Origin of the sequence: Nocardia cyriacigeorgica GUH-2, assembly GCF_000284035.1 — a bacterium.
Classification (GTDB): domain Bacteria; phylum Actinomycetota; class Actinomycetes; order Mycobacteriales; family Mycobacteriaceae; genus Nocardia; species Nocardia cyriacigeorgica_B.
Map to the genome: position 1 here is coordinate 3,708,093 of NC_016887.1, position 18,780 is coordinate 3,726,872.

21 protein-coding genes are annotated in these 18,780 nt (G+C 68.3%); 8 read left to right on the forward strand and 13 right to left on the reverse strand.

Features of this window, described 5'->3' with window-relative positions; genetic code table 11:
- The first annotated feature begins 22 nt into the window (after positions 1-22).
- From NOCYR_RS16665 to NOCYR_RS16685, 5 genes are all read left to right on the forward strand, one after another.
- Positions 23-364, forward strand: coding sequence for a hypothetical protein (locus NOCYR_RS16665; RefSeq protein WP_048833450.1), 342 nt, complete (start codon positions 23-25; stop codon positions 362-364).
- Positions 365-443: 79 nt separating this feature from the next.
- Positions 444-1,502, forward strand: coding sequence for a dihydrodipicolinate reductase (locus tag NOCYR_RS16670; RefSeq protein ID WP_014351568.1), 1,059 nt, complete (start codon positions 444-446; stop codon positions 1,500-1,502).
- Positions 1,495-2,091, forward strand: a complete 597-nt coding sequence (locus tag NOCYR_RS16675; protein ID WP_014351569.1) for a TetR family transcriptional regulator — start codon at positions 1,495-1,497, stop codon at positions 2,089-2,091. The genes NOCYR_RS16670 and NOCYR_RS16675 overlap by 8 nt, the downstream gene beginning before the upstream one ends.
- 96 nt (positions 2,092-2,187) lie before the next feature.
- Complete coding sequence (locus NOCYR_RS16680; RefSeq protein ID WP_014351570.1) at positions 2,188-2,649, forward strand: PaaI family thioesterase; 462 nt, start codon at positions 2,188-2,190, stop codon at positions 2,647-2,649.
- A 321-nt stretch (positions 2,650-2,970) separates the two neighbouring features.
- Positions 2,971-3,621: a slipin family protein gene (locus NOCYR_RS16685; protein WP_014351571.1), complete on the forward strand. Its 651-nt coding sequence runs from the start codon at positions 2,971-2,973 to the stop codon at positions 3,619-3,621.
- 46 nt (positions 3,622-3,667) lie between these two features.
- On the opposite strand, the gene NOCYR_RS16690 is transcribed toward NOCYR_RS16685, so the two are convergent.
- The gene (locus NOCYR_RS16690) at positions 3,668-4,048 is read right to left on the reverse strand and encodes a nitroreductase family deazaflavin-dependent oxidoreductase (RefSeq protein ID WP_014351572.1); all 381 of its coding nucleotides are present in this window, start codon (positions 4,046-4,048) and stop codon (positions 3,668-3,670) included.
- Positions 4,049-4,112: 64 nt separating this feature from the next.
- Between NOCYR_RS16690 and NOCYR_RS16695 the strand changes: the two genes are divergently transcribed.
- A complete protein-coding gene (locus NOCYR_RS16695) occupies positions 4,113-4,613 on the forward strand; it encodes an NUDIX hydrolase (protein ID WP_014351573.1) in 501 nt (166 codons plus the stop codon).
- Between the two features lie 123 nt (positions 4,614-4,736).
- Here the strand turns inward: NOCYR_RS16695 and NOCYR_RS16700 are convergent, their stop codons facing one another.
- The 4 genes from NOCYR_RS16700 to arc form a co-directional block, all read right to left on the reverse strand.
- Positions 4,737-5,414, reverse strand: a complete 678-nt coding sequence (locus NOCYR_RS16700; protein ID WP_014351574.1) for a TIGR00266 family protein — start codon at positions 5,412-5,414, stop codon at positions 4,737-4,739.
- A gap of 158 nt (positions 5,415-5,572) precedes the next feature.
- Positions 5,573-5,887, reverse strand: coding sequence for a hypothetical protein (locus NOCYR_RS16705; protein WP_014351575.1), 315 nt, complete (start codon positions 5,885-5,887; stop codon positions 5,573-5,575).
- A gap of 250 nt (positions 5,888-6,137) precedes the next feature.
- On the reverse strand, positions 6,138-6,506 hold the full coding sequence (locus NOCYR_RS16710; protein ID WP_014351576.1) for an arsenate reductase family protein: 369 nt from the start codon (positions 6,504-6,506) through the stop codon (positions 6,138-6,140).
- Between the two features lie 442 nt (positions 6,507-6,948).
- Positions 6,949-8,709, reverse strand: coding sequence for a proteasome ATPase (gene arc / locus NOCYR_RS16715; RefSeq protein ID WP_014351578.1), 1,761 nt, complete (start codon positions 8,707-8,709; stop codon positions 6,949-6,951).
- Between the two features lie 179 nt (positions 8,710-8,888).
- Here arc and NOCYR_RS16720 point away from each other — a divergent pair, with 179 nt between their 5' ends.
- Entirely contained in the window at positions 8,889-9,425 is a 537-nt protein-coding gene (locus NOCYR_RS16720; protein ID WP_014351579.1) for a hypothetical protein, read from the forward strand.
- Positions 9,426-9,453: 28 nt separating this feature from the next.
- Here the strand turns inward: NOCYR_RS16720 and NOCYR_RS16725 are convergent, their stop codons facing one another.
- On the reverse strand, positions 9,454-10,287 hold the full coding sequence (locus NOCYR_RS16725) for a tRNA (adenine-N1)-methyltransferase (protein WP_014351580.1): 834 nt from the start codon (positions 10,285-10,287) through the stop codon (positions 9,454-9,456).
- A 99-nt stretch (positions 10,288-10,386) separates the two neighbouring features.
- Here NOCYR_RS16725 and NOCYR_RS16730 point away from each other — a divergent pair, with 99 nt between their 5' ends.
- On the forward strand, positions 10,387-11,292 hold the full coding sequence (locus NOCYR_RS16730; protein WP_048833452.1) for a RecB family exonuclease: 906 nt from the start codon (positions 10,387-10,389) through the stop codon (positions 11,290-11,292).
- A 59-nt stretch (positions 11,293-11,351) separates the two neighbouring features.
- On the opposite strand, the gene hisG is transcribed toward NOCYR_RS16730, so the two are convergent.
- The 7 genes from hisG to NOCYR_RS16765 all read right to left on the reverse strand — a co-directional run bounded on the left by hisG (position 11,352) and on the right by NOCYR_RS16765 (position 18,636).
- The gene (hisG, locus tag NOCYR_RS16735; protein WP_014351582.1) at positions 11,352-12,203 is read right to left on the reverse strand and encodes an ATP phosphoribosyltransferase; all 852 of its coding nucleotides are present in this window, start codon (positions 12,201-12,203) and stop codon (positions 11,352-11,354) included.
- A 48-nt stretch (positions 12,204-12,251) separates the two neighbouring features.
- Positions 12,252-12,515: a phosphoribosyl-ATP diphosphatase gene (locus NOCYR_RS16740; protein ID WP_014351583.1), complete on the reverse strand. Its 264-nt coding sequence runs from the start codon at positions 12,513-12,515 to the stop codon at positions 12,252-12,254.
- Positions 12,516-12,606: 91 nt separating this feature from the next.
- Positions 12,607-14,421, reverse strand: a complete 1,815-nt coding sequence (locus tag NOCYR_RS16745) for a choline/carnitine O-acyltransferase (protein WP_014351584.1) — start codon at positions 14,419-14,421, stop codon at positions 12,607-12,609.
- Positions 14,422-14,457: 36 nt separating this feature from the next.
- The gene (locus NOCYR_RS16750; protein ID WP_014351585.1) at positions 14,458-15,261 is read right to left on the reverse strand and encodes a class I SAM-dependent methyltransferase; all 804 of its coding nucleotides are present in this window, start codon (positions 15,259-15,261) and stop codon (positions 14,458-14,460) included.
- A 30-nt stretch (positions 15,262-15,291) separates the two neighbouring features.
- On the reverse strand, positions 15,292-16,152 hold the full coding sequence (locus NOCYR_RS16755) for a hypothetical protein (protein ID WP_014351586.1): 861 nt from the start codon (positions 16,150-16,152) through the stop codon (positions 15,292-15,294).
- 139 nt (positions 16,153-16,291) lie between these two features.
- Positions 16,292-16,978 carry an HAD family hydrolase gene (locus tag NOCYR_RS16760; protein WP_014351587.1) on the reverse strand — a complete coding sequence of 229 codons (687 nt, stop codon included), beginning with the start codon at positions 16,976-16,978 and terminating at the stop codon, positions 16,292-16,294.
- A gap of 26 nt (positions 16,979-17,004) precedes the next feature.
- Positions 17,005-18,636, reverse strand: coding sequence for a serine/threonine-protein kinase (locus NOCYR_RS16765; RefSeq protein ID WP_014351588.1), 1,632 nt, complete (start codon positions 18,634-18,636; stop codon positions 17,005-17,007).
- Between the last annotated feature and the right edge of the window lie 144 nt (positions 18,637-18,780).

An 18,780-nucleotide genomic window follows, 5' to 3' on the forward strand; every position in this document is an offset into this window, starting at 1 on the left:
CACCCCCGAAGTGCGTGACGCCATGCCGCGCTGGATCGCCACCTGGACGCCGAACCAGGCGATCACCGTGCACCAGGCGGCGAAGTCGTTCGAAGCGATGGGGGAACTCGCTGCCGCCGAACAGCACTACCGCCTGACCTGCGATATCTGGAACCCGGCCACACACTCCCGCGTGCACGCGCTCGCGGCTGCGGAGACCGGCCTCATCCGCTGGCGCCTGGGCAAGCACGAGGATGCGGCCTCGATCCTGCGGCCGGCCATCCCGGTGCTGGCAGCCATGAACTCGGAGCGGACAGCTCGCCAACTGGCCAAGATCCGTGCCACGGCACCCGAGCTGCTTGCGGGGATCGCCGACGAGCGGTGACCCGCCATGAGGCATTGCTATGCATGCCCTCATGTGAGAGTGTCTCTCGCATCAAGAGACTATCTCCATAGGAGGTCCCATGCTGCGCGTTATCCAGTGGGCGACCGGCGGGGTCGGCAAGGCGGCAATCGAGGCGGTGCTGGCCCATCCCGAGTTGGAGTTGGTCGGTTGTTATGTGCATTCCGAGGCAAAGCGGGGTCAGGATGTCGGCGACATCCTCGGCACAGGGCAGCTCGGAATCACCGCTACCGATGACGTGGAGGAGATCCTCGCGATCGACGCCGATGCCGTGGTGTATGCCCCGCTGATTCCGAATGCTCGCGAGGTCGCGCGAATTCTGCGATCAGGCAAGAATGTGGTGACCCCGGTCGGCTGGTTCTATCCGGGCGCACGCGACACCGAACTGGCGCAGGCGTGCGGCGACGGCGGCGTCACCTTGCACGGGATCGGCATCAATCCCGGCGGGACCACCGACCTGCATCCGCTGGTGCTCTCGGCCATGTCGTCGAAGGTGACCTTCGTGCGGGCCGAGGAGTTCTCCGATATGCGCACCTACGACGCGCCCGACGTGCTGCGCTCGGTGATGGGTTTCGGCGCAACCCCTGAGCACGCGCGCAAATCCCCGATGCTCGGGTTGCTGACCGGCGGGTTCACCCAGTCGGTCCAGATGTGCTTGGAAACCCTGGGATTCGCCGAAGCACCCATCCGCACTTCCCACGACGTCGCGGTGGCCACCGCTCCGATCGAGTCGCCGATGGGGATCATCGAGCCGGGGCAGGTTGCGGCCCAGCGCTTCACGTGGGATGCGATGATCGGCGATCGGCCCGTCGTCCGGATTGCGGTCAACTGGTTGATGGGCGAGCAGAACCTGGAGCCGGCCTGGGAGTTCGGGCCCGAGGGGGAACGCTACGAGATCGAGATCAAGGGCGATCCCGACACCTTTGTGACCATCCGCGGCTGGCAGCCGGCGACCATCGCGGAAGGCCTGAAACGCAATCCGGGCATCGTCGCTACCGCGAACCACTGCGTCAACTCGATCCCGTACGTGTGCGCCGCCGCGCCGGGAATCAAGTCCAGCCTGGACCTCCCCGTCGTCGCGGGCCGCGCCCATCCGGACCTCGGAGCGACCCGTGGCTGAATCACTGCGCGACCGGCAGAAGGCACTGGTGCGCCAAGACATTCAACGGGCGGCATTGCGGCTGTTCGCCGAGCGCGGCTTCGACGCGGTGACCACCGAGGAGATCGCGGCGGCCGCGGGGATCGGGCACAGCACCTACTTCCGGTATGTGGCCAGCAAGGAAGACCTTCTGCTCGGCACTCTCCGGCGAGCGGGGGCGGCGATCGTCGAGAACCTGCAAGGACGGCCGGACAGTGAGTCGCCCGAAGAAGCGCTGTGCCAGGCGAGCCTGGGGTGGAGCCGGGCTTTTGTCTCCGACGAACAGGCACTCGACCATTGGCGTGCCGCGATCCGGGCCACACCGCACCTCCTCGACCGCGTCGCGGTGGTCGGCCCGTTCGAGCGCGCACAGCTGACGAAACTGATCGGCGAGCGGATGGGCGCGCACCCCGACGACGACATCAGGCCCGGCCTACTCGTCCACACCCTGCTCGCAGCCGCCGAATTCGCCTTCCTGCGCTGGCTCGAACGCGACGACTCGCACAGCCCCACCTTGCATCAGCTCACCGAACAAGCCCTCGAAGGAACCCGCAACCAGCGCTGGAAGTAGTTACTGAAGTTGGCGTCAACTTCACGTACGCTGGAGGTACTGCGGACGCCCTCTCGCGACATGGGCGGGCCTCCGCCAACGACGAGAGAGATATCCATGACAACCTCACCGTGCGACCCGGTCACGCCACCGAACCCCGACTTCGCCGAACTCGTGAAGGCCGCCGTCTCGACCATGCCGGCAGCGCGAACCCTCGGCTTCACCTTCGGCGAGGTGGGCGCGGGCACGGCAGAGATCATCCAGCCCTACCGCCCCGAGCTCACCGAACACAACGGATACTTCCAGGGCGGGGTGATCGGCATGCTCGCCGATTTCGCCGGCGGGTCGGCCGCGGGCACCCTGTTGCCGCCGGGCTGGGTGAACATGACGATCGACTACACGGTGAAGATCCTCGCCCCAGCCAAGGGCGAGAAGGTGATCGCGCGGGGCCGGGTGGTCCGGTCGAGCACCACGATCAGCGTCGCCGCTGCGGATGTTTTCACCGCCGACGGCGAATCGGAGCAACTGTGCGCGACGGCGCTGGTGACCATGCGCAACATCAACCTCGCCAAGGGCTGACGCACCGGCCCCACCGAAATTCACTCGCCGCCGTACCACCGCTCGAGTACCGTATTCCCTGCGAGAGAGCAAGGGGCGCACCGGAATCTCCGGATCGCGTTCCCCGTGTCGGCTCGATCGTGCCTTTGGTGGCTCAGACTTCGAGTCTGCTGGGTTCGATTCCCTCAAACGGTGTCCCCCATCCGGTCCACTGCGGCGGCGTGGCCTTGCGGGCTCTTCAGCTTCGGCCGGGGAATGCCCCCGCCGCGTCGCCGGGACCGGATGGGGTGGCATCCGCATGCCTTGGGCTCCACGAAGACACGACCCGGGAGGGAGTGAGAAATGTACACGACGGTCATGGCGTGGCAGCGCACGCTGCTCTATCGCGACGGCACCCTGGAGCGGGTGCTCGAACCCGGTCGCCACCGCTACGACGCCAAGCGTTGCACGCTGGTCGAGGTGGATGTGCGGCCGCGGCTGATGCATGTCACCGGTCAGGAACTGCTCACTTCCGACGGTCTGTCGCTGCGGGCGAGTTTCGCGCTGAACTGGCAGGTCATCGATCCGGTCGCATTCACGACGGGCGCGCAGAATTCGGAGACCGTGCTCTACGCGGCCGTGCAGGACGCGGTTCGCGCGGTCGTGGCGGCGCATCCGCTCGACGCGCTGGTCGCGGACCGCAGCCTGCTCACCGCCGACCTCGCACCGATCGCCGACGCAGTTGCCGGCCTCGGTATCGAGGTCAGCGCGCTGCGGGCGCGCGATCTGATGCTGCCGGGTGAGCTGCGCAAGGCGGCGCTGGAGACGGTGCTGGCCAAGGAACGCGGCCGGGCCGAGCTGGAGCGGGCGCGCGCCGAGGCGGCGGCGCTGCGGTCGTTGGCCAATACCGCGCGACTGCTGGAGGAGCACCCGGCATTGCTGCGGCTGCGCACGCTCCAGGTGGCGGCAGGCCCGGGCACGCAGGTCGTGCTCGATCCGCGGGACAACAGCTGACCCGTCGGCGGTTCCCTGACCTCGGCCGGGGAACCGCCGGCGACCGTCAATCGACAGTCCTGGCCTCCAGGAAGTACGGCGCCGACATCGCGACCAGCGCCTGCCGGATCACCGGCGGCGCCCAGCTCGCGGCGGCGTCGTGGCGGATCAGCGGATCGGTCAGCGCCACGGTCTGGCCGTGGGTTTCCACGGCGAAATCGCCTGCGGCGACGACATTCTTCACCCAGTCCACGTCGCGGCCGTAGGTGAGGGCGATGCGGTATTCGTGGCCGTCGGCGAAGAGCAGGACCGGGGTCCGGTAGGTGCGGCCGGATTTGCGCCCCTTGTGCACCACAATGCCCATACCGGGTGCCCGCCCGGCGATGACCGAGGTCACCGGGTTGGTGACCTGCCGATTGAATTTCCCCAGTGCGCGTGGCAGCGCCATCGAGCCGATCCCTTCGTCGAGCGATCTACGCGGCACACGTTACCCTCGCCGCGTGGGTTCGGAGATGATCGCCGTCTACGACAGCGGCGGGCGCGAAATCGGTGCCGAGGACCGCGCCGTCGTCTACCGTGACGGCCTCTGGCACGCCAGCGCCGGCGTGCTGGTCCGCTCCGGCGATGGCCGTTCGATCTACGTGCACCGCCGCACCGACACCAAAATGGTCTTCGCCGGCATGCACGATTGCCTGGCCGGCGGCGTCGTGGCCCCGGGCGAATCACCGCTCCAGACCGCGGTCCGCGAGCTGGCCGAAGAACTCGGTATCACCGCGAGCACCGACCCCACTCCCCTGGCCCGCACCAGCTGGGACGGCGAATGGGCCGGCCGCCCGATGCGCTGCCACCTGTTCGCCTACGAACTACGCTACGACGGCCTGATCCGGCACCAACCCGAGGAGATCGCCGCCGGGTGGTGGTGGACCGAACAGACCCTGCGCGAACATCTGACGGATCCGGCGTGGCCGTTCGTCCCCGACACCCGCTACCTACTGCGCGAGGTCCTCGCCTGAACCGTTGCCGTGCGATCTCCCGCAGCCGGCTCGCCTTACGAAGTCGCGGCTCCGGACGGGGAGCACAGCGTCGATGGTCGATAGGCGCCGCCGAGCGCGGACCGCGCGTCTTGCGCCCGCCACCTAACCCGACGATGTCGACGCCGTCCACGAGGCGAACGCGCTGGGATTGCGCGTCTGGAGCAGCACCCGCCCCGGGCCGGTGAAGTCGAAGACCAGTCCCTCACCGGACTTGAGCGACTGGATCGATTTCCCCGAAACCGCGCGCCGGATGGTGAAGTTCATGGCCAGGTCGTAGGCGACGACGTGGCCGGTGTCGATGGTGATCGGTTCGCCCGGTTGCAGATCGATGACGTCGATCGCGCCGAAGACACCGACGACCACCTCACCCTCGCCGGTCGCCCGCAGCCCGAACCCGCCTTCGCCACCGAACAGGTTCGCGAATCCGCCCCATTTGCTTTCCACCTGCACGCCATGGGAATTGGCGATCCAGCCGCCGCGGCTGATGAAGAAGGGCCGGTCGGGCTGGATGGTGAGCGCCAGCATGTCACCGGGCAGCGAGGGCGCGACATCGACCCAGCCGCCCTGCGGCGGCGCGGTGAAGGTGGAGACGAAAAACGATTCGCCGGCCAGCATGGAACGCTTGAGTCCGGCGAAGATGCCACCTTCGGCCTTGGCTTGCAGGGTGACGCCCGCCGAATGCGCCACCATGGCACCGCTTTCGACGCGCATCGGCTCATTGCCCGCGAGGAAGCAGCGGGCGACCGCGGAGGCGGGACTGTGGCGCAGCTGTACCTTCATGGCTGTCGAGACTACCGGCGCGAACCCACGCCGGACGTCAGTCCAGAGGCCGATTCGCCATCCTCATCGCGGCGTACTCGCACGTGTGCGAGCGGCTTTCACGCCAGGTGTCTGTGCTCACAACGCGAGCACAGGCACCTGGCTACGGCCGTCGAAGTTCAGCGCACGATCACCTGCCAGGTCTGCATGGAGAACGGCAGATCGCAGCTGGTCCAGGACTGCTGACCATCCCAAGCCGGGTTGCCCCAGCGTTCGTAGCTGCTGAACCAGGACCACCAGGCCCAGCAGGTGATGCGCACCTGATGCCAGACCGGTCCGCCGCATTGCGAGTAGGCGGCGGTGGCCGCGACCGGGTTCACCGAACAGAACCCGGGGAACTGCGCTTGTGCGGGTGCGGCGCCGAGGACTCCGGCGGCGCCGATGAGTGTCGCGGCCGATGCCCCGACGGCGAATTTCTTGACGATCGAGTTCATGACAACCTCCAACCGGCGTGGGGCTCGACGCCCCGACCCGTTGCTGACCCACGCTCGACCCAACGCTGGATCAGGACCTTCCCGATCCACGATGACATGATCTACATCACACCGCGCCGCGCCGCCGTTACAGCGGAGCGACCATTAGAGGCATCTCATGGCTACCGCTGTCGGAGGTCGTCAAACATGGCACACGCTGCACCGATGAGGTAGTCCGTCTACCCCGACGAGAGTGCGCCACTGGAGAGCATCAGTCCAGCGACCGGAGCGAGTCCTCGTCGCGGGCAACCACCGCACCGCCGTTCGCGGTGAACACGATCGGCCGCTGGATCAGCTTCGGATGCGCCGCCAGCGCCTCGATCCAGCGGTCGCGATCGGCCTCGGTGCGACCCCAACTCGACAGGCCGAGCTCCTTGGCTTCCGGCTCCCCGGTGCGGGTGATGTCCCAGGGTTCGGCGCCGAGCTTGGCCAGCGCGGCGCGCAATTCGTCGGCCGACGGTGGATCGTCGAGGTACCGCCGGACGGTGTACTCGCCGCCGTTGTCGTCCAGGTGCGCGAGTGCGGCGCGGCTCTTGGTGCACCGCGGGTTGTGCCAGATCTCGGTCTGCCCAGAAGTCATGCCGACAGCCTAATCCGCGGCACCGACAGGCTGGACCGCGCGGACGACAGCAGGGCCGCACCCCACTGAGAGTGCGACCCCGCCGGCTCGTCCTTCGACGCGGACTACCCCGCGCTACCGCTGCTCAGCAGTTCCAGGATCGTCTTGAACAGCACTTCGGCCAGGAAATCCGATGCGGAACCGGTCATGGTGACTCCTCCATCTCGACATCCGGCGCAACCCCGCTGCGCCAGCTATCTGAAGCATGAATGATTCAGAATGTTCGCGGGCCGTTTCGACGTATCGAAACCCTGACGGCCGAGCCCATGGCATGCCTATCACGCCGACCGTCAGCGGTTATAGCTGGTCGAACGTCCAGTGGCTTACATCACATCCGGCCGCAAGGGGCCAACGACGAAGGGCCGCGCTCCTCACGGAAGCGCGGCCCTCGCGGCGTAACCGATTACAGGTATTGACCCGTATTCGACTCGGTGTCGATCGCCCGGCTGGCGCTGGCATTCTTGCCGGTGACCAAGGTCCGGATGTAGACGATCCGCTCGCCCTTCTTGCCCGAAATGCGTGCCCAGTCATCGGGATTCGTGGTGTTGGGCAGGTCCTCGTTCTCGGAGAACTCGTCCACGATCGAATCGTAGAGATGCTGGATGCGCAGGCCCGGGTTGCCGGTGTCGAGCACCGACTTGATGGCGTACTTCTTGGCCCGGTCCACGATGTTCTGGATCATGGCGCCGGAGTTGAAGTCCTTGAAGTACAGGACCTCTTTGTCGCCGTTGGCGTAGGTGACCTCCAGGAAGCGGTTGTCCTCGCTCTCGGCGTACATCCGCTCCACCACCCGCTCGATCATCGCGCGGATGCAGGCGCCCTTGTCGCCGTGGAACTCGGCCAGATCGTCGGCGTGCAGGGGCAGTTCCTCGGTGAGGTACTTGGAGAAGATGTCCTGCGCCGACTCGGCGTCGGGCCGCTCGATCTTGATCTTGACGTCCAGGCGGCCCGGACGCAGGATCGCGGGGTCGATCATGTCCTCACGGTTGGAGGCGCCGATGACGATGACGTTCTCCAAGCCCTCGACACCGTCGATCTCACTCAGCAGCTGCGGCACCACGGTGGTCTCCACATCCGAGGACACACCGGATCCACGGGTGCGGAAGATCGAGTCCATCTCGTCGAAGAACACGATCACCGGGGTGCCTTCCGAGGCCTTCTCCCGGGCCCGCTGGAAGATGATCCGGATGTGACGCTCGGTCTCGCCGACGAACTTGTTCAGCAGCTCCGGGCCCTTGATGTTGAGGAAGTAGGACTTGGCTTCCTTGGCATCCTCACCGCGGGCCTCGGCGATCTTCTTGGCCAGCGAGTTGGCCACCGCCTTGGCGATGAGCGTCTTACCGCAGCCCGGCGGACCGTAGAGCAGCACACCCTTGGGCGGGCGCAGCGCGTACTCGCGGAACAGGTCCTTGTGCAGGAACGGCAGCTCCACCGCGTCGCGGATCTGCTCGATCTGGCGGCCCAGACCACCGATGTCGTTGTAGTCGACATCGGGCACTTCCTCCAGCACCAGGTCTTCGACCTCGGCCTTGGGGATGCGCTCGAAGGCGAAGCCGGCCTTGGTGTCGACCAGCAGCGAATCGCCGGGACGCAGCCGGCGCACGGGGGCGTCGGGATCGTCGAGGTCGTCGATCTCGGCGACCTTGGACAGCGGACCGGACAGCCACACCACACGCTCTTCGTCGGCATGGCCGACCACGAGCGCGCGCCGGCCGTCGTCGAGGACCTCGCGTAGGGTGCCGATCTCACCGACCGCGTCGAAGTGCCCGGCCTCGACCACCGTCAGCGCCTCGTTCAACCGCACGGTCTGGCCGTACTCGAGGGTGCTGGTGTCGATGTTCGGCGAGCACGTCAACCGCATCTTGCGGCCGGAGGTGAACACGTCGACGGTTTGGTCGTCGTAGGCGCCGATCAGGACGCCGTAACCACTCGGCGGCTGACCGAGCCGATCGACCTCTTCGCGCAGCGCGACCAGTTGCTGGCGCGCCTCTTTCAGAGTGTCCATCAGCTTCGTGTTGCGAATAGTCAGCGAATCGATGCGGGCTTCCAATTCCCGTGCCCGATCCGGTGAATCCGCGAGTTGCCTCCGGAGTGCAGCCGCTTCGGCGCGCACCGCCTCGAGCTCTCTCCAGGCCGCCGAATCCGAATTCTCGATGGGGCTCATGTGCTGCTCCTCCCAGTCCCGGTCTATCAACGCTACCGGGCGCGAACCGTTCTCGCTGTCCGACATGGTTTCGTCGTGATCACATCTAGGCAGCGCCCGTCGACCGGAACGACCATGTTAGCCTGCCCTAACACATTACCGGTGAGGCTGCTCACCGACTAGCCGAAAGGTTGCCAGTCATGCTCCTTCCCGTGAGGGCACTGCGCTTGTCTGTCGCTGCCGCCGCCACCGTCGCCCTGTCGCTCGGCATCGCCGCCTGCGGTTCCGACGACGACAGCAGCGACGCCGCCGCCACCAGCACCAGCGCTACCACCAGCGCCGCTGCCGCCGCCACCACGACCGGCGCCGAGCACGGCGATCACGGCACCGGCGCGGCGCCGACCCCGGAGGCCCTGCAGGGTGTGCTCGACAAGCTGGCCAGCCCGGATGTGCCGACGGCGGAGAAGACCAAGCTGATCGTCAACGGCGAGCAGCGCACCGCCAACATCGACCAGATGAACGCCGCGCTGGCCGGCTACGGCACCCTCACCTTCGGCGTCACCGATGTGACCACCGAGGGCAACACCGCCACCGCGCAGGTCGTGATCACCTCCCCGCACGGCGCGGCCCCGGCCATGCCGCTGACCTGGGAGAACGTTGACGGCACCTGGAAGCTGTCGGATGCCAGTGGCTGCCTGCTGCTCGGCTTCGCCCAGGCGCCCTGCGTGCCTGCCTGATCGCACGACAGTCACCGAGGCCCCGGTGTCAGCCCTTCGAGGGCCGGCGCTGGGGCTTCGGCGTCACCGTGCCCTCGGCCAGCCTGCGGGCGCTCACCAGGAACGCGGTGTGGCCCTGCATCCGGTGTTCCGGGCGCACCGCCAGGCCCACCACATGCCAGCCGCGCACCATCGATTCCCACGAGCGCGGTTCGGTCCAGCATTGTTGCTCGCGCAGCGTTTCGACGATCTTCGACAGCTGCGTCACCGTCGCCACGTAGACGATCAGCACGCCGCCGGGGACCAGCGCCTTCGACACCGCGGGCAGGGCGTCCCAGGGTGCGAGCATGTCGAGCACCACGCGGTCGACCGGCGGGCCGTCGTAGTTCGCGACGTCACCGACGGTCAACGACCAGTTCGCCGGGCGTTCGCCGAAGAAGGTCTCCACATTGCGTACAGCGTGCTCGGCGTGGTCGTCGCGGATTTCGTAGGACACCACCTCGCCCTCGGGCCCGACCGCCCGCAGCAGCGAGCAGGTGAGCGCGCCGGAGCCCGCACCGGCCTCGAGCACGCGCGCGCCGGGGAAGATATCGCCCTCGTGCACGATCTGGGCGGCGTCCTTCGGGTAGATCACCGCCGCACCGCGCGGCATCGAGAGCACGTAGTCGATCAGCAGCGGCCGCAGCGCGAGGTACGGGGTGCCGTTGGTGGAGTTCACCACGCTGCCCTCGTCGGCGCCGATCAGATCGTCGTGCTTGATCCCGCCGCGATGGGTGTGGAACTCCTTGCCCGGCTCCAGGAGCACGGTGTACAACCTGCCCTTGGCATCGGTCAGCTGCACCCGGTCACCGATGGTGAATGGACCGGTCCGTCTGGCCGTCATGTATCTCCGTTCCGCGAAAGTGGCGCTGGGGCCGGATGCCCGCAGCCTTGGCTGCCGCTTCTCGGCACCGTGTCGGTGCCGCCGGATAGCCTGCCAGGTATGCCAGCACCAGCGACCACGCCCCCTGCCGACGCCGAACCGGCGCCCCGCACCGATGCGGCGCCGGTTCGCTCCCGTCCGGCGCTGTCGCCTTCCCGGGCAATGGATTTCAAGCAGTGCCCGCTGAAGTATCGGTTGCGCGCGATCGATCGGATTCCGGAGCCGCCGTCGCGGCACGCGGTGCGCGGGACCGTGGTGCACGCGCTGCTGGAAGATCTGTACGCGCTGCCCGCCGCCGAGCGCAGACCCGAGCGTGCCGATGCCCTGGCCCCGGGCGCGTGGGCCCGGGTGCTGGCCGAGCGGCCCGAGGTGGCCGAGCTGATCGCCGAGGCCGGGCTCGAGGTATTCCTCGACGAGGTGCGGGCGCTGGTGCGGGCCTATTACCGGTTGGAGGATCCCACCGGGTTCGATCCGGAGTCGTGCGAGGCGCGGGTCGAGGTCGAGCTTCCCGACGGTGTGCTGTTGCGCGGTTTCGTCGACCGGATCGACGTCGCGCCCACCGGGGAGCTTCGGGTGGTGGATTACAAGACCGGCCGCGCGCCCGGGGTCACCCAGGAGACCAAGGCGTTGTTCCAGCTCAAGTTCTACGCACTGGTGATGCTGCGCACTCGCGGCATCGTCCCGGCGCAGCTGCGGCTGATTTATCTGGCCGACGAGCAGATCCTGACCTACGCCCCCGACGAGGACGAACTCACCCGTTTCGAACGCACCCTGGCGGCCCTGTGGCAGGCCATCCGGGAGGCCGGCCGCACCGGGGATTTCCCGCCCAGCAAGAGCTGGTTGTGCGGCTATTGCGATTACAAGCACCTGTGCCCGGAGTTCGGCGGCACCCCGCCGCAGTATCCGGGCTGGCCGGACGAGCCTGAATCGCCGGAACAGATCTTCGCCGAATCGGTCGCTGATTGACGACGAGGCCCGCGAAACCCGTTGTCGAACAACGGTTTCGCGGGCCTCGGATCAGCTTGTCAGAAAGCCCGGCAGGACCTGATGTCGGTGGCCAGGATCGCCTTGGCGCCGAGATCGGCGAGCTGGTCCATCACCGAGTTGCCCAGCTTGCGCGGCACCAGCGCGCGCACCGCGACCCAGTCGGGGTCGGTCAGCGGCGAGACAGTGGGCGATTCCAGGCCCGGGGTGATCTGGGCGGCCCGGTCGAGCAGGCTCTTGGGGCAGTCGTAGTCGAGCATGAGGTACTGCTGGGCGAACACCACGCCCTTGACCCGGTCGATGAGCTGGTTGCGGGCCTTGTCGTCGCGGTCGGAGCCCTCGCGTTCGATCAGCACGCCCTCCGAGTCGCAGAGCGAGGCGCCGAAGGCGACCAGGTTGTGCTGGCGCAGCGTGCGCCCGGAGCCGACCACATCGGCGATGGCATCGGCGACGCCGAGCTGGATGGAGATCTCGACCGCGCCGTCGAGCCGGATGACCTCGGCCTCGATGCCGCGCTTGGCCAGGTCCGACAGCACCAGGTTCGGGTAGGAGGTGGCGATGCGCTTGCCCGCGAGGTCCTCGACGGTCCAGTCGCGGCCGGCGGGGGCGGCGTAGCGGAAGGTGGAGCCGCCGAAACCGAGGGCGAGCCGCTCGGTGACCGGTGCGGCCGAGTCGAGCGCCAGATCGCGGCCGGTGATACCGAGATCGAGTTCACCGGAACCGACGTAGATGGCGATGTCCTTGGGCCGCAGGAAGAAGAACTCCACCTGATTGGCCAGGTCCAGGACGGTCAGATCACGGGAATCGGTGCGTTTGCGGTAACCGGCCTCGGACAGGATCGACACGGCCGATTCGGAGAGTGCGCCTTTGTTGGGGACTGCGACGCGCAGCATGGGGAGGGTCCTTTCGGGAGGGGGAACGACTGCGGATTCAGGCGGACGTCACAGATGTCGGTAGACGTCCTCGAGCCGCAGTCCACGGCCCACCATCAGCACCTGCACCCAGTACAGCAGCTGCGAGATCTCCTCGGCGAGCGATTCGTCGCTCTCGTGTTCGGCGGCCAGCCACACCTCACCGGCCTCCTCGAGCACCTTCTTGCCCTGGGTATGCACGCCGGCGTCCAGCGCGGCCACCGTCCCCGACCCCTCGGGGCGGGTGACGGCACGATCCTGGAGCTCGGCGAACAGGGCCTCGAAAGTCTTCACGGGTTGTCATTGTTTCAGACCCCCGCAAACCGTTTCCGGTCGAGTGGCGTCCGCCCGGCCGTCAGCCGCCGGACGCCACTCGACGCGACCGCTACTGCCCGGCCAGCAGGGCTTCCAGGTCGGCGACGGCGGTACGCAGATGCGCGGCGAAGGCGTGCATCTGATCGGCGACCGGGGCCGGGGTGGCCAGGTAGAGGTTCCAGCGATCGGGCAGCAGCACATAGGCCACGCCGATGCAGCGCGAGCTGGTGGAGCCGAAACCGAAGTAGCGGATATTGACCGACGGCGCCGAGCTGGTGCTCAGATAGTCGTCGCGCATGATCGTCCAGCCCGGGCTGGTGTAGAGCGCGATGGGCTCGGTGACGCCCAGTTCGGCGCCGCGGCGGCGCTGAATCCACTCGAGCTCCCACAGGTGCTGTTCCGGCGCCTGCCCGGCCTGGCACTGCTTGGCCCGGGCGACGTGCGCGGCCGCGGCGGCCTTGGCGGCGTCGAGCTTGGCCGCGGTGTCGGCGGCGGCGTCTTCCATAATGTCGACGAAGGCCACCATCTCCGGCGTGATCACCCGCATGGCCTCGGTGCGGCCGTTGCGGTACTGGCGGGTGGCGATGGACTCGTAGGTGGCGCCGGTGAGACCCTTGCTGCGCCGGTGGGCCAGCTGGTAGCTCAGCTGGGCGAAGGCATCCGGCGAGATACCGAGCTGCTTGGCCTTGGCGGTGCCGAAATCGTCGAATGACACCGTGGTGGTCGCGTTCTCGGCGGCGTAGCGGGCGAATGCCGCACCGGCCGCGGCGATCTCGGCGCGCTGGGCGGCGCTGAGCCGGAACTCGATCGGCTCCACCACCGGCAGGCCCTGCGGCCGGGCACCGGAACGTTCGGCGTGTTCGGCGACCGTCGATTCCAGCAGGGTGTCGACGAACGACAGGATGGTGGTGCCGTCGAGGCCGCAGTGCTCGACATTGATGCCGGCCTGCCCGTCGGCGAAGACGATGAACGACACCGACTTGTCGAACCAGCGGTTGGCGCTGTCGCCGTGCAGCAGGATGTCGCAGGCGTGGGTTTCATCGCGCGGCGCGAAATCCTCCAGGCAGACGCAGAACAGCGCGGTCTCGATGGTGTCGAGGGCCGCGGCGTTGACCGGTTCGGCCAGCAGACCCGCCCGGCTGCGCGCCCAGTCCGCCCGCGGCAGCGTGGTCAGGTGCCCGACCGCGGTGTCGGTGGCCGCGTACTTCGATCCGGCCTTGAGCACCGCGCGCAGCCCGTCGCTGATGTCGGCGAAGCTGTGCGGTGTGCCGTCGGCCCCGATGACCTCCATCCGGAACATGCTGCCGCGGTGGAAGACCAGGATGTGCCGAGCGTCCGAGGGCCCCGGCCATTCCGGGCTGTAGGGCACACGGACGCTGTCTTGTTCCTCGCCCGGGATGCGGGTCTCGGAGAACAGATACTTGTTCTGCCACATCGACAGTCGCTGCCCACGCTGGGTGACCGGCGGGATCTCCTCGCGGTCGAGTGCGAGCTTGTAGTCGACGGCGGCACTGACGATGCCCGCCGCCTGTTCCACCTGCCCGGCCCCGGCCGAGGTCGCGAGCGTGGTGTCGTCGCGGAACAGGAAGAAGAAGTTGGCGTTGAGCGCGATCCGGTCGCGCCGGCCCAGATACCGCGACGGCCAGAACTCGTCGAGCCAGCTGCCGACGCCGGGCGTGGCGTCGTAGTCGCGCAGCGCGGCATCCAGGGTGCGGCCCGGGCCGCCGGGACGCAGCAGATCGGCGACGGCGGCCTCGGTGGTGGCGAGTTCGTCGGCGGTCAGCAGCGGTGTGCACCACTCGATGAACCGGGTACAGCTGTCCTCCAGCGTCGGTAGCGGTACCCGGGGCAGCTGGTCCTCGGCGGCAAACGTGCGTTCGGTCAAGTCTGGTTCCTCAGGGGATGAATGGATCGGTGGATGTCAGGCGGGTCGAGAGAGGTAGAGGTTGGCGTAGAGCCAGCCGTCCGCTTCCCGGTCGGTCGGATCGATTCCGTTGGCGGACAGAGTATTCAACACCTGCGCCTGCTCGGCGTCGGAGGCGAAGCGGCGCTGGGCGAAATCGCCGGGCATCTGCTCGGTGCGGTAGCCGAGGGCCGCCAGCTCACCCTCGATCGCGTCGAAGCCATACATGCGCAAGACGAAGTGTGCCATCCACGGCCTGCGGTCGGGGTCGGCGGTGGCCACCCGGAGCAGGGTCTTCTCGGTGACGTAGCCGATACAGCCGGTGGAGATCACCAAGTCGGCGGCGGCCAGGATCCGGCGCTGCTCGTCGGTGGGGTCGGTGGCCTCGAGATCGGCGTGCACGATGTCGTGCAGCAGGCCCGCGGCGTGGGCGTAGTCCAGCGCGGGACGCGAGGCGTCCATGCCGACGAAGCGGACCTCGGGCCGGGTGTCGTCGGCGGCGAGGCGGGCCCGGTCGAGGGCGATCAGCGCGTCCCGGTCGCCGTCGACCGCACGGTAATGCTCCCCCAGTTCGTCGATGGTCGTGTCCAGCCGCAGCAGCGCCGCGTTGACGCCGTAGGAGCAGCCGATATCGAGCACCGTCGGCGCGCTCACCCCGGTGGCGTCGCGGTACTCGGCGAGCTGCCGCTCGAAATGCGGCTTCGCCAACTGCGGTATGCAGTAATCCAATTCGGCCATGCGCGCGTAGTACTCGCGCGGATCGGGGCGTTCGTAGATGTCGTCGAAGGAGGCTTTCCCGGTGGTGTGCATAGGCACGGACACGATGGTTCCTCTCGGGTCGAACTGCGCTGCTCAGTCGAGTAGCCGGTCGCCACGGACGGCGTCGGCCGCGGCGTGATGGTCCGACAGCACCCGACCGAAGAGCTGGCGGGTGCGTTCCACGGTGCCGATGACACCTGGTCGGTCGCTGTAGGCGAAGATCGCCGTATGCCGTTGGGTGCGGCCGCTCACCGGGGACACCCGGTGCAGGGAGTACCGGCCCTGGAACAGTTGCAGATCGCCCGGGCGCAGCTCGATCCGCTGGATCAGGTGCTCGCCCGAACCGGTGAGCACCGCGCGCACGTCGTCGAGATTCTCCGCGTGCGGGGAGCGGATGCCGGGGCAGTATTCGAAGACGCCGCCGGACTCCGGTGCCTGGGTGAGCATGCTGACGGTGTATTCATTGGTGTCGAAATGCCAGGGGTGGGACATGCCGGGCGCGACGACGTTGAGCACGAGACCTGCCAGCGGATCGGCGAATTCGTGCAGGCCGGGCAGCTCGAAGCAGTCGGCGATGAAGCGCTGGAACAGCTGGCTGGTGTAGAGCTGGTGGATCAGCGCGTCGGTGGCGATCCGGTCGCGCGGGACGAAGGCGTTGCCGCGTTCGAGCACGATGCGGCCCGGATGATCCTCGGGCAGTTCGGTATCGAGCGGGATGTTGTAGGCGTTGACCCGCTCCACCTGATAGTGCGCGTGCGGGGCCATCTGCTCACCCTGCTCGCGCAGCCGCTCGTGCAGCTCGGGCCGGATGAATTCGCGCAGCACGGTGCATCCGTCCTGCGCCAGGTCGGCTCGCGCAGCCGCCACCGCCGCGCCCCAGCCGGCGCTGTCGGGTTCGGTGATCGGAAAGCGAGTGGTGTCGACGATCTCGTCCAGGGCTACCGTCGCTGCCATAACGACATTGTTATCGGACTATTCCCGACACGCCCGGGTTTTCCCGAGATAGGCGGTGACAATCGTCACGGACCGCTCGGTCTTGTTGTCCGGCAACACAGTTCGACCTGCGCGAATGCCGATCAGGCGAGGTCGCCGCTCAGCTCTGGTCCGCCGGGTACCGAGTATTCAGCACCTCGCGCAGGTCCGCCATGCTGAGTGCGACCAGCGAGTCGCGCTGGGTCCGGGTGGGCGCCTCCGGTACCGCGATCTCGCACGGCACCACCAGCACCGCGCAGCCCGCGGCCTCGGCGGCCGCGACGCCGGTCGGCGAGTCCTCCACCGCCACACAGGTTTCCGGGTCGAGCCCGAGCAGTTCGGCGGCGCGCAGGTAGACGTCGGGCTCCGGTTTGCCGTGCGGCACCTCGTCACCGCAGACCGAGGCGTCGAAGTACTCCCGGCCCAGGGTGTCCAGACCGAACTCGGCAAGCGAGCGCTTGGTGTTGGTCACCAGGGCGCTCGGCACACCCGCCGCGCGCACCATCGCCAGCGCGTCCTTCGCGCCCGGGCGCCACGGAATGGGTTCGGCCATCAGCTCGGTGACGCGCCGCTCGAGGAATTCGCCCGCGGCACGCATCGCCGCCGGTTCCGGATCGAGGCCGAGGCCGGTGAACACGATGCGCAGGGCGTTGGGACCGGAGGCGCCGATCAGCGACCGGCGCAGCTCATCGGTCATCCGGGAGCCGAGCTCGACGGCGAGATCGCGCACGGCGACGTCCCACAGCTTCTCCGAATCGAGCAGGGTGCCGTCCATATCCCACAGCACACCGGCCGGCCGCGTGTTCACCCGATCCTCTCCTCTGCGTGTTCCCCCTACAGTCCCGAATTGGCGATCAGCAATCGCCCGTTGTCCGAGACGACCTGGATCCACCGGCTCTCGGTGGAGGTCGAACCGTCCTTCAGGGTATAGGTCATCGATACCGTCGCCCCGGTGTCCCCGTTGGGTGTGACGCTGTGCACGGTGACGGCGCTGATGCCGGACCAGAAGTTCAGGTAGTCGCTGTAGCCGGTCTGGGCCTGGTAGGCGGGTGAGAGCTGGGACCAGGCGGCGGCGGCATTGCCCGGGAGCATGCCGTAGTAGCCGCTGACGAACTGCACCACCCGTTCGGGGGTCGGCGGACCGGCGGGGGTCGTGGTCGTCGTCGTGGTCGAGCTGGTGGTCGAGGTCGTGGTCGACGTGGTCGTCGTCGGTGCGGTGGTGGTCGATGTGGTGGTGTCGTCGTCACCGGAACCGGACTCGCCGCTGCCGGAATCGTCCGGGGCGACCGCGTCGGCCGAAGGCTGCGCCGCCGTCACCGCCGGCGATCCGGGTCCGCCCGCCGACGGCTCTCCCCCACCGTTGACCGCCGCGGCGATCAGGGCGGCGAGCACGAGCACCCCCGCGGCCGCGGCCGCCACCAGTGCGATCACCCGGCCACGACCGGAACCCGACGGGGACGGCGCCGGCCCGCCCTGGACCGTCCCGGGCGCGGCGGCCATAACCGGACGGCTCGGCGCGGGACTCGGCGCCGGGCCGGGAGCCGGGCGGGGCACCGCCTGGGTGGCCGCGGACGCGTTGTCGATCTCCCGCGCCGGCGAAGGATGCGGCAGCACCTTGGTGGCCGCCGGGACGGCCATGCGCGGACTGCGCCCCGCCGCAACGTCTTCCAGTGCGCGCCGGGCCTCCTTCATGGTCGGCCGCTCGTCCACGGTGGCGGCCAGCAACCGCATCAGCACCGGGCCGAGGTCGCCGGCCTTCTCCGGCGGCCGCACCTGGGCCCGGGCCACCGCGTGCAGTACCGCGAGCGGGTTGTCGCCCTCACCGAAGGGCGGGGCGCCCTCGACCGCCGCGTACAGCGTCGATCCGAGCGCGAACACGTCGGAGGCGGGTTCGGGGTTCTCGCCGCGTGCGACCTCGGGTGCGAGGTAGGCGGGGGTGCCGGCCAGGAAGCCGGTCGCGGTGACGGTGACGTCGCCGACCGCGCGGGAGATGCCGAAGTCGGTGATCTTCACCGTGCCGTCGTCGGCCACCAGCAGGTTGGCCGGTTTCACGTCGCGGTGCACGATGCCGGCGTCGTGCGCGGCGGCCAGAGCGGCGGCGGCTTGCGCGCCGATCTTGGCGACCTCCATGGCGGGCAGGGTGCGGCCACCGGACAGTTTCGCGGCCAGGCTGGGCGCATCCATGTACTCCATGACCAGCCACGGCTGTTCGTCTTCTTCGACGACATCGAAGACGGTGATCGCATTGGGGTGATGCAACCGGGCGGCGATGCGGCCCTCACGCTTGGCGCGCAGCTTCGCCTCGAGCGCGGCTTCGCGGGTCAAGCCCGGGCCAAGCAGCACCTGCTTGACGGCCACCGTGCGCCGCAATCGGACGTCGGTGGCCCGCCACACCACGCCCATCGCGCCGGTGCCGATCGGATCCGTGAGCCGATACCGTCCAGCGATCAACCGATCCGCCGTCATGAGGTTGTGCCCCTCCTGCTTTCCCGCCGAGTCCTCCACCACTCGGCGCCCGGTCCAGGGCGGGCCCTGGAATCCTTACGCGCCGAAGTTGTTTGCACCGGTGCGTTGCAGGATGAACACGCATCCGCCGACTGCCCCGGATGC